This window comes from Micromonospora sp. NPDC049049 (genome assembly GCF_040649115.1).
GTDB lineage: Bacteria > Actinomycetota > Actinomycetes > Mycobacteriales > Micromonosporaceae > Micromonospora.
In genome coordinates this window covers 174519-193083 of sequence record NZ_JBEZEX010000005.1, presented here as the reverse complement: position 1 = coordinate 193083, position 18565 = coordinate 174519, and the positions used below count along the sequence as shown (strand labels likewise).

Here is an 18565-nt window from a genome sequence, read left to right as displayed (position 1 = left end):
CCGCATGCGCACACTGAGACTTGTCACGACCCTGGCCGTCACCGGCCTGCTCGCCGGTGGGGCGGCCCTGGCCGCCGCCACCCCGGCCAGCGCGGCCACCGCCGTGTTCTCCGTGACCAACAACTGGGGCAACGGCTACCAGGGGCAGGTCACCGTCACCAACAACACGTCCGCCCAGATCACCAGTTGGCGGGTCGAGTTCGACCTGCCGGCCGGCACGAGCATCAACCAGTCGTGGAACGCCGAGCAGACGACCTCAGGCAGCCACTACACCTTCAGGAACGTGGTGTGGAACGGCACTCTGGGTGCCGGCGCGTCGACGTCGTTCGGCTTCCTTGCCAACGGCACCGGCACCCCGCTCAACTGCACTGTGAACGGCGCGTCCTGCGGCGGTGGCACGCCCCCGACCACCCCGCCGCCCACCACCCCGCCGCCCACCACCCCGCCGCCGACCACCGGCACGCCGGTCGAGCGGCACGGGCAACTGCGGGTCTGCGGCACGACGATGTGCGACAAGAACGGCGCGCGGGTGCAGCTACGGGGCATCAGCAGCATGTGGCTCAACTGGGAAACCGCCCCGTACGCCGAGAACCTCTCCGCGCTGCGCTGGATGCGGGACAACTGGAACCTCCAGGTGATCCGCGCGGCCATGGGGGTGGAGCCGGCGGGGGCGTACCTCAGCGACCCGAACAAGGCCCGCGCGCAGGTGGAGACCATCATCAACAACGCGGTCACCGCAGGGGTCTACGTGATCGTCGACTGGCACGCGCACGAGGCGCAGAACAACCAGTCCCAGGCGGTGGCGTTCTTCGGTGACCTGGCCCGCCGGTACGGCCACCTGCCCAACGTCATCTGGGAGCCCTACAACGAGCCACTCCAGGTCAGCTGGACCAACGTCATCAAGCCGTACCACCAGGCCGTGGTGTCCGCGATCCGCGCCGCCGACCCGGACAACATCGTCGTGCTCGGCACCCCGACCTGGTCACAGGACGTGGACGTCGCGGCGGCCAGCCCGGTCACCGGCACCAACCTGATGTACACCCTGCACTTCTACTCCTGCACGCACGGGGCGTCGCTGCGTGCCAAGGGCGATGCGGCGATCCGTGCGGGTCTGGCGCTGTTCGTCACGGAGTGGGGGGCCAGCAACGCCGATGGCGGTCTCGACGGCCGGGCCTGCCTGCCGGAGGCGCAGTCCTGGATCGACTGGATGAAGGCGAACGGCGTCTCCTGGACGGCCTGGAAGCTCGACGTCGGCACCGACACCACCAACCTGCTCAGCCCGGGAGCGCCGGTGACCGGTGGGTGGACCAACTACCTGCACGGCCACGCGCCATTCGTGGTGGCCAACATGCGGTGACCCCGGCGGCTCCTTGACCGGGATTGATCGAATCGAGACTGCTGATGTCGGGGTGTCCAGGCCGGTGGGACACCCCGACATCACCGGCTGTCACCACCACCGCGCCACGGCCACCGTCGGACGGTCACTGTGTGAAGGCCCGCCGGTACGCGGTAGGGGTGGTGGCGAAAGCCCGCTGGAAATGCGCGCGGAGGTTTGTCGCCGTGCCCAGGCCGGTACGCCGTGCGACCTCGTCGATGGTGATCCCGCCGTTCTCCAGCAGGGCGCAGGCGGCCCGCAGCCGTTGCTGGATCAGCCACGCTCGTGGGCTCATCCGGAACCGGCTCCGGAAACTGCGGTGCAGCGTACGGCTGGACATCACACCCTGCCGGGCAAGGTCCGCGACGGTGATCGGGCGGTGCAGGTTGCTGCTCGCCCACGTGATGATCTCGGCCAACTCGTCGTCCTCACCCGGAACGCCGACCGGGATGAACTGGGCCTGACCACCGGCTCGGTGCAGCGGTGTGACCATGTGGCGAGCCCTTTGGATGGCGGCAGCCTGCCCGTGGTCGCGGCCGACGAGATAGAGGCACATGTCCAGACCGGCGGCGAGTCCGGCGCTGGTGATCACCTGACCCTCGTCGATGTACAGCGCACTCGCGTCCACGACGATCCCTGGATGCTCCTGGGCGAGCGCATCGGCGTGCGCCCAGTGGGTCGTCGCGCGGCGGCCGTCGAGCAGACCGGCCTGGGCCAGCGCGAAGGCGCCGGTGCAGATCGACGCGATGCGGACGCCACGGCGGTGTGCGTGCCGCAACGCATCGAGGGCACGCGGCGGTGCCGGGCCACGGCGGAATCCGGGCACGATCACCGTGTCGGCGTCGTCGAGCGCGTCGAGCGTCGCGGCGACGGTCAGCTCCAGGCCCGCGGTGGTGGTGGACACCGAACCACCGTCCACTGCGCACACCGTCATCGCGTACCGGCCGTGGCCCTCATGGCCGAACACCTGCGTCGCGATGGTCAGATCGAAGGCGACAACCCGGGGTAGGGCGAGGACGACGACCCGATGCTTGGCAGGATGCTTACGCATGGTGGCAAGGATGCCACTCGCCGCCGCCCGGTCGGCAGGAGATCCTGGGCCGTATGCGGATCGAGATCGTGGTGTTCGACGGCTTCGACGAACTGGACGTCTTCGGACCGTTCGAGGTGTTGTCGATGGCTGGCTTCGACGTGGCGCTGGTCGCGGTCGAACGATCGGGGCTGGTCACCAGCATGCGTGGTGTCCAACTCCAGGTGCCCGAGGTGCTGGGTCAGGCAGAAGGCGTGATCGTCCCGGGTGGCGGATGGCTGAACCGGGCACCCGAGGGTGCCTGGGCGCAGGCGCAGCGCGATGTGCTGCCGGCGAAGCTGGCCGCAGTGGCGGCATCGGCGCAGTGGATGGCGTCGGTGTGCACCGGTGCGCTGCTACTCGCCGCCGCCGGCCTGCTGACCGGCCGGCGGGCGACCACCAACCGCAACGCGTACGACGAGTTGCGCGCCCACGACGTCAGCGTCGTCGACGAGCGGGTGGTCGACGACGGTGACCGGGTCACCGCTGGCGCGCTGTCGGCCGGCCTCGATCTGGGGCTGTGGCTCACCGAACGGGAACTGGGCGCCGCCACCGCCAACCGGGTCGCCGCGACCATCGAGTACCGGGACGCGCAGCGCTGAGCAGCGCGGACAGAACGGGCGCGTCACCTTAACGCGCCGGAAACACCCCCGGTACCAACCCTGGGAACGCTCGTCGGACAGCCAGACCACCGACACGCGAACCGGGGTGACCATGGCCGACAACACCACGAACGCGCCGACGTACGACGAGCCGGTCAGCCGGTCCGGCAACGGCCGGACGCTGCCCGCCCCCCGTCCGAATCCGGTCCTGTCGCTGGACGACGGTGACCCGGCGGACCTGGCCACGATCGGGGTGGAGGAGGAGTTCCACGTCGTCGACCTGCACACCCGGGAGTTGGTGCCCCGCGCCGGGGAGTTGCTCGACCGGTTGCCGGCGGCCTCGTTCACCGCCGAGTTGCACCGCAGCGTGGTGGAGACCAACACCGCGGTCTGCCGCACCCTGGACGAGATCCGCGCCGAGCTGACCGGGCTGCGTCAGGCGGCCGTCCAGGTCGCCGACCGGGCCGGTCTGGGCATCGTGGCGGCCGGTACGGTGCCGCTGCGCGCCGACGGCGATCCCAGCGTCACCCCCACCTCCCGCTACCGGCGGATGCTCGACGAGTACCAGATGCTCGCCCGGGAGCAGTTGATCTGCGGAGCGCAGGTGCACGTCGGCGTCTCCGACCGGGACCTGGCGGTGGCGGTCACCCGCCGGGTCCAGCCGTGGCTGCCGGTGCTGCTCGCCCTCTCCACCAGCTCGCCGTACTGGATGGGCCAGGACAGCGGCTACGCCAGCGTGCGGTCCCTGGTCTGGCAGCGGTGGCCCACCGCCGGTGACCCGGGCGAGGTGACCAGCGCCGCGGACCACGAGGCGCTGGTCGCCGAGCTGATCTCCTCCGAGACCATCACCGACCCCGCCATGATCTATTTCGACGTCCGACCGTCGGCGCACGTGCCCACAGTGGAGCTGCGGATCACCGACGCCAACGCCGACGTGGAGACCATCGTCCTGCTCACCGGTCTGTTCCGGGCGCTCGTCCGACGGGAGGTCGCCGCCCTGCGCGCCGGGGTGGAGCGTACGGCCGTGCGACCACCGGTGCTGCGCGCCGCCGTGTGGCGGGCGGCCCGCTCGGGGTTGGAAGGTGACCTGCTCGACCTGCCCCGGTCGGCCCGACCGGTGCCGGCCGCCCAGGCGGTCCGCCGCCTGGTGAGCGACCTGCGCCCACAGTTGGAGGCGACCGGGGACTGGGAACAGGTCAGCGAGCTGACTCGGTACGCGCTGGAACGCGGCAGCTCCGCCGCCCGGCAGCGGCGGGCGTACGAACGACGGGGCCGGTTGGCCGACGTGGTCGACCTGCTGCTCGACGAGACCCGGGGTCGGGTCCGCGGGCCGCTGCCGGGTACGCCGACGCCGCCGGCGCTGCCCACGTACGCCGACGCCGGCGACGAGGTCTTCGGACCGGCCGGACCGCAGCCGGCGTACGCCCCGATGCTCGCTGCCCTACGCCAACTCGGCGCCGGGGCCCTGCGTCGACGCGAACACGACCGGGACGAGGAGCAGCGGGCCCGGGGCGTGACGTTCAGCGTGGCCGGCGAGGCGAGCACCCGGCTCTTCCCGGTCGACCTGGTGCCCCGGGTGGTGCCCGCCGCCGACTGGCGGACCCTGCGTACCGGCCTGGTGCAACGCGCCCGCGCCCTCGACGCGTTCCTGCGTGACGTCTACGCCGATAGGGCGGTGGTGGCCGACGGTGTGGTGCCGGCGTGGGTGGTGGAGTCCTCACCCGGCCTGCGCCCGACCGGGGCGCTGATGGGCCGGCGGGGCACCCGCGCCCAGGTGTCCGGCACCGACCTCGTCCGGGACCCGGACGGCGGGTGGTACGTGCTGGAGGACAACCTGCGGGTGCCCTCCGGGATCGGCTACGCGGTGCAGAACCGTCGGCTGACCCAGGCGGTGTTGCCGGAGCTGCCGGTACCGGCGGATCTGCTGCCCGCCGACGAGACGCCGGCGATGCTGTACCGGGCGCTGGTCGCCGCCGCGCCCGCCGCGGCCGACGACCCCGCCGTGGTGGTGCTCAGCAGCGGCCCCGGTGATCCGGCGTGGTTCGAGCACCGGCTGCTTGCCGACGAGATGGGTGTGCCGCTGACCGAGACCAGCGACCTGCTGGTGGAGGAGGGGCGGGTCCGGCTGGTCCGCGAGGGCTGCCGCCGCGAGGTCGACGTGATCTACCTGCGGATGGACGAGGAGGCGCTGCTGCACGCGCCCGGCGCGGACGGGGTGCCGCTGGGCTGGCCGCTGCTCGCCGCCGTGCACGCCGGGCGGCTCACACTGGCCAACGCGCTGGGCAACGGCGTCGGTGACGACAAGGCGCTGTACGCGTACGTGCCCCGGCTGATCGAGTACTACCTGGGCGAGAAGCCGCTGCTCGGGGACGTGCCGACGTACCTGTGTGGGCTGCCCGAACAGCGGGCCGAGGTGCTGGGCCGGCTCGACGAACTGGTCCTCAAGCCGGTCGACGGGTACGGCGGTGACCGGGTGGTGATCGGCCCCCGCGCCGAGGCGGAGGAGTTGGACGCCGTCCGGGACCAGATCCTCGCTGCCCCGCACCGGTGGATCGCCCAGGAGATGATCGCGCTGACCACCCACCCGGTCTTCGACGGCACCGCGCTGGCTCCCCGCCACGTCGACCTGCGGGCGTTCGTGTTCCTCGGTGACACCGCCGAGGTCGCGCCGGTGGCGCTGACCCGGGTGGCGCCGGCCGGCAGCATGATCGTCAACTCGTCGCGCGGCGGCGGTTCGAAGGACACCTGGCTGCTCGGTGGAGCCGACGAACCGTCGGCGTAACCGACGCTTGACCCACCCGTCATCGGGACGCAACCCGGTCCGCCAAGCCTGGACCGGTCAGCGCCCCCAGCGGATCCAGCCGATGAGAGGTGTGAGCCATGTGCGGTATCGGAGGCGAGTTCCGCCTCGACGGGGCGCCACCGGACCTGGCCGCCGTCGAGCGGATGCTCCCCGCCCTGGCCTCCCGTGGCCCGGACGGCGAGGGTCGGTGGCAGCAGGGGTCGGTGGCCCTGGTTCACCGCCGGCTGCGCATCATCGACCTGTCCGACGCGGGCGCCCAGCCGATGGTCGACCACGAGCTGGGTCTGGCAGTGGTCTTCAACGGCTGCGTCTACAACTACCGGGAGCTGCGCGACGAGCTGACCGCCGCCGGCTACTCCTTCCGGTCCACCTCGGACACCGAGGTGATCCTCAAGGCGTACCACCGGTGGGGGACGGCCTGCGTCGAACGGTTCTACGGGATGTTCGCGTTCGCCCTGGTCGAGCTGGCCACGCACACCCTGGTGCTGGCCCGGGACCGGCTCGGCATCAAACCGCTCTACCTGGCCGAGGGGCCGGGCCGGCTGCGCTTCGCCTCGACCCTGCCGGCGTTGCTCGCCGCCGGTGAGGTGGACACCGACCTCGACCCGGTGGCCCTGCACCACTACATGAGCTTCCACTCGGTGGTGCCGCCACCGCGCACGATCCTCGCCGGGGTCCGGAAGCTGCCGCCGGCCACCGTCCGGGTGATCACCGCGGACGGCCGGAGCGCCGACACCACCTACTGGCGGCCGCAGTTCAACCGGGCCGCCGCCCCCACCATGTCCGCCGACGAGTGGCAGGAACGGCTCATGGCGGCGTTGCGCACCGCCGTACGACGGCGGATGGTCGCCGACGTGCCGGTCGGCGTGCTGCTCTCCGGCGGTCTCGACTCCAGTCTGATCGTCGCCCTGCTGGCCGAGCAGGGCCAGACCGGCCTGGCCACCTTCAGCATCGGCTTCGAGGCGGCGGCGGGGGAGAGCGGCGACGAGTTCCACTACTCCGACCTGATGGCCCGCCACTTCGACACCGACCACCAGCAGATCCGCATCGGCGCGAAGCGGTTCGTGCCCGCCGTGCACCGGGCCATCGCGGCGATGAGCGAGCCGATGGTCAGCCACGACTGCGTCGCGTTCCACCTGCTCTCCGAGGAGGTCTCGCAGCGCATCACAGTGGTGCAGTCCGGACAGGGCGCCGACGAGATCCTCGCCGGCTACGACTGGTACCCGCCGATGGCCAACGTGGCCCGCGCGGACGCCGTCGAGGCGTACGCCCGGGTGTTCTTCGATCGTCGCCACGAGGCGCTCGGCGGGCACCTGGCGCCCGAGTGGATGCTCGACCAGGACGCCAGCCTGGAGTTCGTCGCCGCGCACTTCGGCGCGCCCGGCGCGGACACCGCGCTGGACGCGGCGCTGCGCCTGGACAGCCTGGTGATGCTTGTCGACGACCCGGTCAAGCGGGTCGACAACATGACGATGGCCTGGGGGCTGGAGGCCCGCGTGCCGTTCCTCGACCACGAGGTGGTCGAGCTGGCCGCTGCCTGCCCACCGAGCATGAAGCTCGCGCAGGGCGGCAAGGGGGTGCTGAAGGCCGCGAGTCGGGGCATCGTCCCGGACGAGGTGATCGACCGGCCGAAGGGCTACTTCCCGGTGCCCGCCATCCGGCACCTCTCCGGTCCACTGCTCGACGACGTGCGGGACGCGCTGACCGCGCGGCCGGCGCGCGAGCGGGGCCTGTTCCGCAAGGACTACCTGGAGGAGTTACTGGACGCGCCGAACGCCCGGCGGACCACGCTGGGCTCCAACGCGCTCTGGCAGCTGGGACTGCTGGAGCTCTGGTTGCAGCGGATCGGGGTTTAGATGAGCGTACGGATTGAGCCGCCGCGCACCACCCGGCGGCCCCGACCCGCGAGCCACCGGCCGGTGTCACCACCGGTGCCGATCAGCGAGGACTTCGCCCCCGCGCCGTCCCCCGACGGCCGCCAGGTGGCGTTCCTCTCCGACCGGGCCGGCACGCCCGGCGTCTGGGTCTGCGAGGTCGACGCGGGTGCGCCCGTCGCGCTGCCCGTCGGCGACGAACCGGTTCTCGCGCTGAGCTGGTCCCCGGACGGCCAGTGGTTGGCCTGTGTCGTCGCCCCCGGTGGCGCGCCCCGCACCGAGCTGTGGGTGCTGCGCCCGGACGGCACGCGACGCCACCAGATTGCCGGGTTCGGCCGCCGCAGCGCCGCGCTGGCCGGCTGGCTGCCGAACGGCGCGGTGCTGGCGGTCACCGAGACCGACGAGCACGGGCAGGCCCTGCTTGTCGACGCGGCCACCGGGCACCGGCGGGTGCTCGCCCAGGGCGACCTGCTCACCCTCCTGGACGTGACCCCGGACGCGGGCACCGCGCTGCTGCGCCGCGGCCCCCGTAACGCCCGCTGGCTGGAGGTGCTCGACGTGGCCACCGGCGTCCGCCGGCGGCTCTGCCCGGACACCGGGCGGGGCAGCACCGACCAGGGTTGGTTCGGCCCGGACGGAACGAGCGTGCTGGCCCGCACCGACGCGTACTCCGAACTCGCCGCGCTGGTACGGGTCGACCTGACCCGACCGGAGCAGCCGCCGACCCGGCTCGCCGGACGACCGGACGCCGAGCTGGAACACGTCACGCCCAGCGCGGACGGTCAGCGCGGCGCGCTGCTGTGGAACACCTACGGCGGGCGCAGCGAGCTGAGCCTGCTCGACTTCGCCAGCGGTGTGCAGCGGGCCGTCGCCGCCCCCGGCGAGGTGCTCGGCGACGCCGTCTTCGCCGCCGACGGCGGCCTGCTCTGCCTCACCGCACAGGGGCCGGTGCAGCCCCGGGAGGTGTGGCTGGTCGACCCGTCGACCGGGGCGCCGCGCCCGCTGCGGCCGGACACGGGCGTCCCGCGTACGGACAACGCGGGTGTCGCGCCGCAACTGGTCGACCTGCGGGCCCGCGACGGGTTGCCGCTCTCCGGCTGGCTCTACCGCCCGGCCGGGCCGGGCCCCTGGCCGACGGCGATCAGCCTGCACGGTGGCCCGGAGGCGCAGGAGCGTCCCGGTTACAACCCGCTGTTCCAGGCCCTGGTGGCGCAGGGCATCGCGGTCTTCGCGCCCAACGTCCGTGGGTCGTCCGGGTTCGGCCGGTCGTTCGTCGCCGCCGACAACCTCGCCGGCCGCTACGGCGCGATCGCCGACGTGGCGGGCTGCGCCGACTTCCTCGTCGCCGCCGGCGTCGCCCGGCCCGGCCAGCTCGGCGTCCTGGGCCGCTCCTACGGCGGTTACCTGGTCCTCGCGGTGCTGGTGAACTTCCCCGGTCTGTTCGCCGCCGGGGTCGCCGAGTGCGGCATCTCCGACTTCCGGACCTTCTTCGCCGGCACCGAGCCGTGGATCGCCGCCGCCGCGGTCAGCAAGTACGGCGACCCGCAGCGGGAAGCCGACCTGCTGCGCGACCTCTCCCCGCTGACCCACATCGACCGGCTGGACGTGCCGGTGCTGCTGATCCACGGCGCCAACGACACCAACGTGCCGGCGGGCGAGTCGGCCCAGGTCGCCCAGGCCCTCGCCGACCGGGGTGTGCCGCACGGGCACCTGGTGCTCGACGGGGAGGGGCACGACTTCCTGTCGCGGGCCAACGCCGAGGCGGCCCGTACGGCCACCACCGGCTGGCTCACCCGGCACCTCGCCGCGACCGCGACCGTCGTCGGCTGAGGCGTTATCCTGCGCCGGTGGAGGTCGCGGCGCAGGACGAGCGGTTGGCCGCGGACCTGGGTCGCTGGCTGGCCGAGGTCACCTTCGTCGACCTGGACACCGACGAGGTCACCGCGCGGGTGATCGACTCGGTGGTGCGGTGGGCCGAGGCCCAGGGCTGGCGGGTCTACCGGCGCGCGCCCAGCGTGCTGCCGCTGCCACCGCCGCTGGAGCAGCGGCACTCGGTGCTCGACGTGGCGTGTGCCCGTCCGGACGGTCCGCCCGTCGTGGTGGAGGTCGACCACACCGACCGGGCCCGTACGGTGCAGAAGCTGCGCGCGGAGGCGGACGCCGGCCGGATCCCGATCTGGGTGCGGTGGGGCGTCGGGCGTTTCACCGCGCCGCCACCGCCGGTGCGGATGGTGACCGTCGAGGTGACCCGGCGGCCCGGTCCGGCCGGGCGCGGACGGCTGCACAGCCGCGGCGGTGACCGCCCCGCCCCGGCCCACTCGACGGCCGGCGGCACGGTGACCCCGCAGGCGCTGCCGATCCCGTCGGCCGACCCGGCGCAGGGCCCCGTCGACGACGCCGGTAAGCGCACCTGAAGCGAATCGTAAGCGGGCTCCGGCAGAGTTCTGGGTGTCACCGGAGAGCACGACAGACACCCAGGAGATCCCGATGCGCAAGCTCGTCAACTCGACCTACATCACCCTCGACGGCGTCATCGAGAACCCGATGTGGACCATGCCGTACTTCGACGAGGAGGCGGCCGGCCTCGCCGGGGCGCAGACCGAGGAGGCCGACGCGATGCTGATGGGCCGGGCCACCTACGACGGCATGTCCGCCGCCTGGCCGACCAGGGACGAGAGCGACCCGACCACGGGCGCCGCGTACTTCAACAACGTCAAGAAGTACGTCGCCTCGACCACCCTGACCAACCCCACCTGGAACAACACGGAGGTGCTCCAGGGCGATCTGGTCGAGGCGGTCACCGCGCTCAAGGCCCAGCCGGGCAAGAACATCATCCAGTACGGCTTCGGCTCGGTCACCGCCCAGCTGATCCGGGCGGGCCTGGTGGACGAGGTCCGGTTCTGGATCCACCCGGTGCTGGAGGGCGGCCCCAGCCTCACCACGCCGCTGGCCGACGTCAAGGCATCGTTCGACCTGGTCGACACCCGGGTGCACAAGAGCGGCGTGATCGTCGCCTCGTACCAGCCGAAGGTGACCTCCTGAACACCGGTCAGAGCTGGGCCCGGGCCTCGCCCGGGCTCAGCCGCGCGCCCTCGGCGAGCAGCGCGTCGAAACGTTCCGGCCCGAGTTCGGCCCTCAGGCGTGCGGTCACCCGGTCGGTGTCGTCGCGTTCGGCCGGCGCGGCGGGGGACTGCGTGGCGATCCGGGCGGCGGCCGCGGCGCCCAGCAGCCGGGCGGCGACCTCGGGGGAGCGCACCGCCGCCGCCATCCCCTCCAGCGGGCCGACCGCGTCCCGCATCGTCGCCATCGCCTCGGCGACCTCGAACGCCTCGATGTGCAGGGCCAACGCGGCGTCCGGGTCGCCGCCCTGCTCGACCGCGTAGCCCAGCTCCACCAGCACCATCGGCAGGTAGAGCGCGGATTGGCTCTCTCCCCGGCCCAGGTCGGCGAGGCGGCTGAGGTGGGTGACGGCCAGGTCGAGCTTGCCGTCGCGGCGGGCGGCCAGCCCAAGGCTCATCTCCGCGAAGATCACCGCGCCGGGCGAGCCCTGCTCCACCGCCAGGTCGTACGCGCGCTCGGCCAGTTCCCGACCCTGGGCGTAGTCGCGGGTCTGCACGGCGAGCCAGGCCAGCCAGGACAGCTCGGCGCAGACCTGCGGCCACAGCGCCAACTCCTCGGCCCAGCGCAGCCCCTCCCGGTGCAGCGCGGCGGCGCGCTCGTGCTCGCCGCGCATATCCGCCAGCCCACCCACCCACTCCGTCGCCCGGAGCCGACCCCACCGGTCACCGAGGTCGGCGAAGAGCGCGGCGCTGCGGGTCGCTGTGCGCTCCAGGGTGGCCTGGTCACCGTTGGCGTGGGCGATGTGCGCCAGGGAGGTGAGCACCGCCGCCTCGGTCCACGCGTCGGTGGCGGCGGTCGGTAGCAGCTCCGAGACCAGGGCCAGGTCGCCGTGTTCGATCACCGCGTTGGCAGCGAACCACGCGGCGTGGCTGTCCGGGTCGGCGGCCACTGCGTCGCGCACGTCGTCCGGTGCGATCACCTCGCCCTGCGACAGGGCGAAGCCGACCCGCCAGGGTGCGGCGCGGGCCTCCTGCTCCGCGTCGCCGGGCACGGCCAGCGCCCGCCGTGCCTCGGTGAGTCGGCCGCGCAGGAACCAGTACCAGCTCAGTGCGACCGCCAGGCGCAGCCCGCCACCGTGCGCCAGCGCCGACCGCAGGTTCGCCAGCTCGGTGTCGAGCAGCGCCAGCCACCGCTGCTGGTCGGCCCCGCGAAGCCCGGGGTCGGCGCGTTCGGCCAGCTCGGTGTAGTAGGAGGCGTGCCGCCCACGTACCTCGTCGGCGTCGCTGAGACGGTCCAGGCAGAAGGCGGCCACCGATTCGAGCAGCCGGTAGCGGGGGGCCGCGCCGGAGTCGTCGAGCACTACCAGCGATCGGTCCACCAGCCGGGCGAGGGCGTCCAGGTCGGTTCGGCAGACCTCTTCGGCAGCCTCCGGGGTGCAGCCGTCCGGGAACACCGCCAGTTGGGCGAGCACCACCCGGTCGGACTCGTCCAGGAGGTCCCAGCTCCAACCGATCACCGCGGTGAGCGTCCGCTGCCGCTGTGGCACGTCCCGCTGCGCGGAGGTGAGCAGCCGGAACCGGTCGTCGAGCCGGTCCACCACCCCGCGTACGCCCAGCGCGCGGACCCGGGTCGCGGCCAGCTCCAACGCCAGCGGCAGCCCGTCGAGGCGGCGGCACAGCTGGGCCACCGCCGTCGCGGTCGGCCCGTCGAGGCGGAAACCGCGCTGCTGCGCGGCGGCGCGGGCGACGAACAACCGGGCCGCCGCCGAGCGCCGGACCGCGTCCAGGTCACCGTCGTCGGGCACCGGCAGTGGGGGTACCTCCCAGAGCCGCTCACCGGTCAGCCCGAGTGGCTCCCGGCTGGTGGCCAGAACGCTCACCCCGGGCACGTCGCGCAGCAGCCGGGCGACCAGCTCGGCGACCGGTTCGATGACGTGTTCGCAGTTGTCCAGCACGAGCAGCAACTGCCGGTGCCGCAGGGCCGTGACCAACCGGTCGGCGGGGGACTGGGTTGTTCCGGCGGCCTCGTGTGCGCCCAGAGCGGCGAGGACCTGTTCGGCGACGCGGGCGTCACCGGCCGGGAGCGGCGCCAGCTCGACCAGTCGGACGCCGTCCGGATAGGACGCCGTTCGGGCCGTCTCGGTGGCCAGCCGGGTCTTGCCGACGCCGCCCGGGCCGACCAGCGTGACCAGCCGCTGCCGGGGCAGCAGCGCCCGAAGCTCGGCCAGCGCCTCGTCCCGCCCGATCAACTCGTCGAGCGGGGCCGGCAGGTTGCCCCGGACGATCGCGGCCTTCGGCGGGGCGTTCAGGCCGGCATCCTGTTCGAGGATCCTGCGGTGCAGGGCGACCAGCTCCGGGCCGGGGTCGAGGCCCAGCTCCTCGGCGAGGCGGGCCCGCAGCTCGGCGTAGCTCTCCAACGCCTCGGACTGGCGGCCGGCCGCGTACAACGCGCGTAGCTGCACCGCCCGCAGGCCCTCACGCAGCGGATGCCTCGCGACCAGCTCAGCCAGGTCAGCGGCCACCAGGTCATGCTCACCCCGGGCCAGCCGGGCCTGCGCCAACCGCTCCTGAACGACGAGGCGCTGCTCGGCGAGGCGGGCCGCCTCGGCCCGCACGAACTCGGCGTCGGCCACGTCGGCGTACGCCTCGCCGCGCCACAGGGCGAGGGCCTCGGTCAGCCTGTCGACGTCGGCGCAGCGGGCCAGTTCGTCGAAGCGGTCGACGTCGACCGCGTCGACCCGCAGCAGGTAGCCGGGTGGTCGGGACTCGACCAGCTCGCGGGCGCCGGGCTCGGCATCGTTGAGCGCCTTGCGCAGCTGCGACATCCGCACCTGGAGGGCCCCGGTCGGATTGGCGGGGGCGTCGTCACCCCACAGGTCGTCGATGAGGCGGTCCGCCGAGACCACCTGGTTGCGGTTGGCCAACAGATCGGCCAGCAACGCCCGCACCTTGGTGCCGGGCACCACCACCGGCTCGCCGACGTCCGTGGTCACGGCGAGCGGCCCGAGCACCCCGAACTGCACGGCGGTCATCCTAGCGCCGCTCAGGCGACCCAAAGGCACACCGCGACGGACGGAAACCACCGACCCGTCCCCGCACAACAGAGGGACCCGCCAGCGCCGATCCCCGCCCCGCCCCGCCCCGCCCGGCCCTGCACCCCCCGCCCGGCCCTGCACCCCCCGCCCCGCCCCGCGCCCCCGCACCCCCACTCCGTCGATCATGGACTTGTGGTGGCCGCTTTAGCCGCGAACAACCGTTCTGTGCACCACCACAACTCCATGATCGACGGCGTAGGGGGTTGCCGCCGTGCGGGAGACCCGCTCTCCCGCGATCTTGCATTTTCTGCGGTGACATATGTGGTGTAAGCCGCATTGCGGCAGCACAAAGTGCAAGATCGCGTGGGCTGGGGTGGGGGTGGGGTGGGGATGTTTTGGGGTTGGTTGCTTGGGGCAATCAAGCCGTCGACTACATCTCTCTCTTGAAGGACGGCTTTCCGTGGAAATCTCCGGCTTTTTCGCCGCCATCATCATCGGCCTGGTCATCGGCGCGCTGGGCCGGCTGGTCGTGCCAGGCAAGCAGAACATCCCCATCTGGCTGACACTGCTCATCGGTGTGGTCGCCGGTACCCACGGCCGCCGCCGGGTGCGCTGACCTCTCGCACCATCGCGCCTCTCGCGCCATCGCGCCGGCCCGCCCTCCGCAGGAGGGTGGGCCGGCGCTGCGTCACCGTTCGAATGGGCCGGCCGGCCTTCGACCCGTCTGCCGTGCGGTGATGAATGCGCCCCGGCCTGATGCACGTCTCAGGGGAACGGAACTGCGCCGCTCAGCACCAGCCTCCACCACGAGGCCCTCCTGGGCATGCTTGCGTCGGTGCTGCCTGGGCTGACAACGAGCCGGCCCGCATCGCATGCCCGAAGTTCGCTTGTCCGTGGTCATGGCGCGCGGCCGGCTCAGGGGGTAGAAACATGTCAACCCTTCGGTGCGACACCACCTTCGGCCGTCGGGGTCAGAGAGCGCTCTCACCGCCCCCAGCTGCGCCGGAAGTAAGCCGGCCAGCGGAGAGGACGAACCACGTGACAACCCTGTCCCGACGCGTACGCCGGAGATCCGGTCGTACCCTCCTGCTCGCCCTGGTGTTGACCACCGCCACCACGATGACCAGCACGGTGGCCAGCGCCGGCCGCCCGACGCACGGCGCACCCGACTTTGGTCCGAACGTGACGATCTTCGACCCGTCCATGCCGGTCGGCGAGATCCAGCAGACCCTCGACGCGGCGCACGCCCGGCAGGTCAACAACGAGATGGGCACCGAGCGGCACGCCTACCTGTTCAAGCCCGGCACGTACGGCACGGCCGCGCAGCCGTTGCAGGCCAAGGTCGGCTACTACACCGAGGTGTCCGGCCTGGGCGCCTCGCCCACCGACGTCACCGTCAACGGCAAGCTGGAGGTCTACAACCGCTGCCTCGCCGACGGCGGCACCGGCAACTGCCTCGCGCTGGTCAACTTCTGGCGCACCCTGTCCAACCTCTCGCTCACCATCAACGCGGCCGGCCAGGACGACTGCCGGTCGTCGGCGAACTTCTGGGCGGTCTCCCAGGCGGTGTCGATGCGCCGCCTGAACATCGGCGGCGGCGGTCTGTCGCTGATGGACTACTGCACCGCCGGCCCGCAGTACGCCAGCGGCGGGTTCATCGCCGACTCCCGGCTGCCGGCCACGACGAACGGTTCACAGCAACAGTGGCTGACCCGCAACAGTGAGGTCGGCAGCTGGTCCAACGCGGTGTGGAACCAGGTGTTCGCGGGGGTCGAGGGCGCGCCGGACGACGCCACGTTCCCCGACCCGCCGTACACCACCCTGGAGACCACCCCGCTGAGCCGGGAGAAGCCCTACCTCTTTGTCGACGGCAAGGGTCGCTACCAGGTGCGGGTGCCCGCCGCGCAGCGCGACAGCCGGGGCGTCTCCTGGGCTGACGGCATCACGCCGGGGCGTACCATCGGGATCGGCGACTTCTTCATCGCCAAGCCGTCGGACTCGGTACGCGTCATCAACAGCCAGTTGGCGCGCGGCAAGCACCTGCTGCTCACGCCCGGCACGTACGACATCGCGCGCAGCATCGAGGTTCGGCGTCCGAACACCGTGGTGCTGGGGATCGGGCACGCCACGCTGACCGCCGTGAACGGCGCGATCCCGCTGGACGTGGCCGGTGTTCCCGGGGTGATCGTCGCCGGTGTCACGATCGACGCCGGCCTCGTCGAGTCGCCGGTCCTGCTGCGGGTCGGACGTGAGCACGGCCGCAACGCGAGCAGCCCGCACAACCCGACCACGCTCTCCGACGTGTACTTCCGGGTCGGCGGCCCGCACATCGGGCGGACGAACACCGCGCTGGAGGTCAACAGCGACAACGTGCTCATCGACCACACCTGGGTGTGGCGTGGTGATCACGGCGTCGAGGGCTTCACCGAGGGCGTCAACGGTGACACCGACCGCTGGCGTACCAACACCGGCCGCTACGGGGCCGTCATCAACGGCGACCACGTGACAGCGACGGGCCTCTTCGTCGAGCACTTCCAGCGCTACAACACGGTCTGGAACGGCGAGCACGGCACCACGATCCTCTACCAGAACGAGCTGCCGTACGACCCGCCGACGCAGGCCGACTGGATGAACGGCGCGGTCGAGGGCTGGGCCGGGTACAAGGTCGGTGACCGGGTGCGTCACCACACCCTGTACGGCGGCGGGGTGTACGTGTTCAACCAGAACAACCCGTCGATCCACACCGAGAACGGCTTCGAGGTCCCGAGCCGGCCCGGGGTGCGGCTGCACCACATCATGACCGTCAACCTCAGCGCCGGCACGATCGACCATGTGGTCAACGGCGTCGGGGACGCCGCCGATATGACGAAGGTCGGTGCTCCGATCTATCTGACCCAGTACCCGACCCCGTAGCGGGGATCGGGCGTACCGACGGGGCCGGAGCCGGCGATGGCTCCGGCCCCTCTGGGCTGGTTCGTCGGGGCCCCGGCCTGCTGCGGGTGGTTGCCCAGCTCGACTTGCCGTCGACGGCTGGCGAGGAATCTCGCTCACGGTCTTGAATTCCTATCGAGTCGATAGGAAAATGGGCCAATGCCGGATGGTCCGTTCCTCACCTCGCGTCGGGCCGTTGACCTGATGCGGGTCGCCTCCGAGCTCTGTCCGGGTCGCTGACCACCGACCGGCTGGCACCACCCGCACCCTTCCTCTGGCCCCGCTGCCGAATCACGCGCCGCCCCGTGGTCCAACCGGCCCGGCGGCCTTCGCGCGGTCACCGGGGCCCGCCTGCCTTGCTCGCCCTCAACCGATCCCGCCACGGCCGGATCGGGCCATTCCTGGAGGTACGTCATGACCACCGATCCGTCACCGCCCAGTCCGGAGACCGCCGGAGATTCCCGGCTCGCTTTCAACGAGGACTGGGCGGCTACCATCCTCGGCCTGGCCCTGCTTGCCCTGGTCCTGCTCGGTGCCATCCCCGCCGGGCTGGTGCCCTGATGACCGCCGACGCGACCCGCACCGGCAACGAGCCCGGCACCTCCGCCGACGACCCGCCCACCGAAAGCGAGCGCGACACGTCGTCGACCACAGCCGATCCCGCCGAGCCGACAAATGTGGCGCGTGACGGGGCGTTCTGGGCGTGGACAGTGCTCGGCCTGCTGATCGTGGTCGGTCTCGCCGCGCTCACCCGCTACCTGGAGCAGAACGTCCCGGCCTGGGCCGAGGGCACCACCGTCGAGGACATCGGAGCGGCGATCGAGTACCCGGTGTACGCGATCCTGCTCGGCCTGCTCGGCAACGTCGCCGTCACGCTGCTCGGGTGGCGGGACCGGATCGCCGCCGCGTTCCGGACCGAGTTCTTCATCAAGACCGGTCTGGTGCTGCTCGGGGCGTCGATCAACCTGGCCGTCATCGCCAGCGCGGCCGGCCCGGCGATCGCCCAGGCGATTCTGCTGATCAGCGGGGTGTTCCTGTTCACCTGGTGGTTGGCCGGCAGGTTCGGCCTCGACGACAAGCTGCGGGCGCTGCTCGCGTCGGCGGTGTCGATCTGCGGGGTCAGCGCGGCGATCGCCGCCGCCGGCGCCGTGCGGGCGCGCCGCGAGCAGTTGGCCTACACGGCGAGTCTGGTCATCGTCTTCGCGTTGCCGTCCATCTTCGTCCTGCCCTGGTTGGCCGACGTGTTCGGGCTCTCCGACGCGGTGGCCGGCGCCTGGATCGGTGGCAACATCGACACCACGGCGGCGGTCACCGCGGCGGGAGCGCTCGCCGGTGAGGAGGCGCTCCAGATCGCCAGCATCGTCAAGGTCACCCAGAATGCCCTGATGGGTGTGGTGGCGGTCGCGCTCACCGCGTACTTCACACTGCGGGTGGAACGGCGGCCCGGCGCGGCCCGACCGGGCCTCGGTGAGCTGTGGACGCGGTTTCCGAAGTTCGTCCTCGGCTTCATCGCGGCCTCGGTCATCGCCACCTGGTACCTCGACGCCACTGGCGCGGACGGCAAGGCCACCATCGCCATCGTCAACGACCTGCGCGTGTGGTTCCTGATCCTGGCCTTCGTCAGCATCGGCCTGGAGGTCCGGGTCGCGTCGCTGCGGGAGGCGGGTTGGCGACCGGTGGCGGTGTTCGCCAGTGCCACAGTGTTCAACCTGGCGTTGGCGCTCGCCCTGGCGTCCCTGCTGTTCCGGAACTTCTCGGCCTGAGTCAGCCGGTCGCCCCTGCGGACGGTGCTGGGGCCGGAGCCAGCCTGGCTCCGG

General features: G+C 72.2%; 13 protein-coding genes and 1 pseudogene. 12 read left to right on the top strand and 2 right to left on the bottom strand.

The window, feature by feature from the left end; all coding sequences use genetic code 11:
- Positions 1-4 precede the first annotated feature (4 nt).
- Positions 5-1357 carry a cellulase family glycosylhydrolase gene (locus AB0B68_RS08110; RefSeq protein WP_357258507.1) on the top strand — a complete coding sequence of 451 codons (1353 nt, stop codon included), beginning with the start codon at positions 5-7 and terminating at the stop codon, positions 1355-1357.
- A 124-nt stretch (positions 1358-1481) separates the two neighbouring features.
- Here the strand turns inward: AB0B68_RS08110 and AB0B68_RS08105 are convergent, their stop codons facing one another.
- Complete coding sequence (locus tag AB0B68_RS08105) at positions 1482-2426, bottom strand: DJ-1/PfpI family protein (RefSeq protein ID WP_357258503.1); 945 nt, start codon at positions 2424-2426, stop codon at positions 1482-1484.
- 53 nt (positions 2427-2479) lie between these two features.
- On the opposite strand from AB0B68_RS08105, the gene AB0B68_RS08100 reads away from it, so the two are divergent.
- The 6 genes from AB0B68_RS08100 to AB0B68_RS08075 all read left to right on the top strand — a co-directional run bounded on the left by AB0B68_RS08100 (position 2480) and on the right by AB0B68_RS08075 (position 10765).
- Positions 2480-3046 (top strand): DJ-1/PfpI family protein, encoded by a 567-nt coding sequence (locus tag AB0B68_RS08100; protein WP_357258500.1) that lies wholly within the window; start codon positions 2480-2482, stop codon positions 3044-3046.
- A gap of 112 nt (positions 3047-3158) precedes the next feature.
- Positions 3159-5828, top strand: coding sequence for a carboxylate--amine ligase/circularly permuted type 2 ATP-grasp protein (locus AB0B68_RS08095; protein WP_357203975.1), 2670 nt, complete (start codon positions 3159-3161; stop codon positions 5826-5828).
- A 98-nt stretch (positions 5829-5926) separates the two neighbouring features.
- On the top strand, positions 5927-7705 hold the full coding sequence (locus AB0B68_RS08090; protein WP_357258497.1) for an N-acetylglutaminylglutamine amidotransferase: 1779 nt from the start codon (positions 5927-5929) through the stop codon (positions 7703-7705).
- Complete coding sequence (locus tag AB0B68_RS08085) at positions 7706-9553, top strand: S9 family peptidase (protein ID WP_357258494.1); 1848 nt, start codon at positions 7706-7708, stop codon at positions 9551-9553.
- A 17-nt stretch (positions 9554-9570) separates the two neighbouring features.
- Positions 9571-10137 (top strand): hypothetical protein, encoded by a 567-nt coding sequence (locus AB0B68_RS08080; protein ID WP_357203981.1) that lies wholly within the window; start codon positions 9571-9573, stop codon positions 10135-10137.
- Positions 10138-10210: 73 nt separating this feature from the next.
- A complete protein-coding gene (locus AB0B68_RS08075; protein ID WP_355006634.1) occupies positions 10211-10765 on the top strand; it encodes a dihydrofolate reductase family protein in 555 nt (184 codons plus the stop codon).
- Positions 10766-10772: 7 nt separating this feature from the next.
- Here the strand turns inward: AB0B68_RS08075 and AB0B68_RS08070 are convergent, their stop codons facing one another.
- Positions 10773-13814 (bottom strand): BTAD domain-containing putative transcriptional regulator, encoded by a 3042-nt coding sequence (locus AB0B68_RS08070; RefSeq protein WP_357258491.1) that lies wholly within the window; start codon positions 13812-13814, stop codon positions 10773-10775.
- Positions 13815-14277: 463 nt separating this feature from the next.
- Between AB0B68_RS08070 and AB0B68_RS08065 the strand changes: the two are divergent.
- From AB0B68_RS08065 to AB0B68_RS08045, 5 genes and pseudogenes are all read left to right on the top strand, one after another.
- Positions 14278-14403 (top strand): annotated as a pseudogene (locus AB0B68_RS08065) (GlsB/YeaQ/YmgE family stress response membrane protein); the annotation flags it as partial.
- A gap of 533 nt (positions 14404-14936) precedes the next feature.
- Positions 14937-16730 carry an adenylyl cyclase gene (locus tag AB0B68_RS08060; RefSeq protein ID WP_357208491.1) on the top strand — a complete coding sequence of 598 codons (1794 nt, stop codon included), beginning with the start codon at positions 14937-14939 and terminating at the stop codon, positions 16728-16730.
- Positions 16731-16907: 177 nt separating this feature from the next.
- Entirely contained in the window at positions 16908-16988 is an 81-nt protein-coding gene (locus AB0B68_RS08055) for a putative leader peptide (protein ID WP_355006783.1), read from the top strand.
- A gap of 174 nt (positions 16989-17162) precedes the next feature.
- Positions 17163-17309 carry a hypothetical protein gene (locus AB0B68_RS08050; protein WP_357207237.1) on the top strand — a complete coding sequence of 49 codons (147 nt, stop codon included), beginning with the start codon at positions 17163-17165 and terminating at the stop codon, positions 17307-17309.
- Positions 17309-18511, top strand: coding sequence for a putative sulfate exporter family transporter (locus AB0B68_RS08045; protein WP_357258488.1), 1203 nt, complete (start codon positions 17309-17311; stop codon positions 18509-18511). Before AB0B68_RS08050 ends, AB0B68_RS08045 begins: the two co-directional genes overlap by 1 nt.
- Positions 18512-18565: the final 54 nt, after the last annotated feature.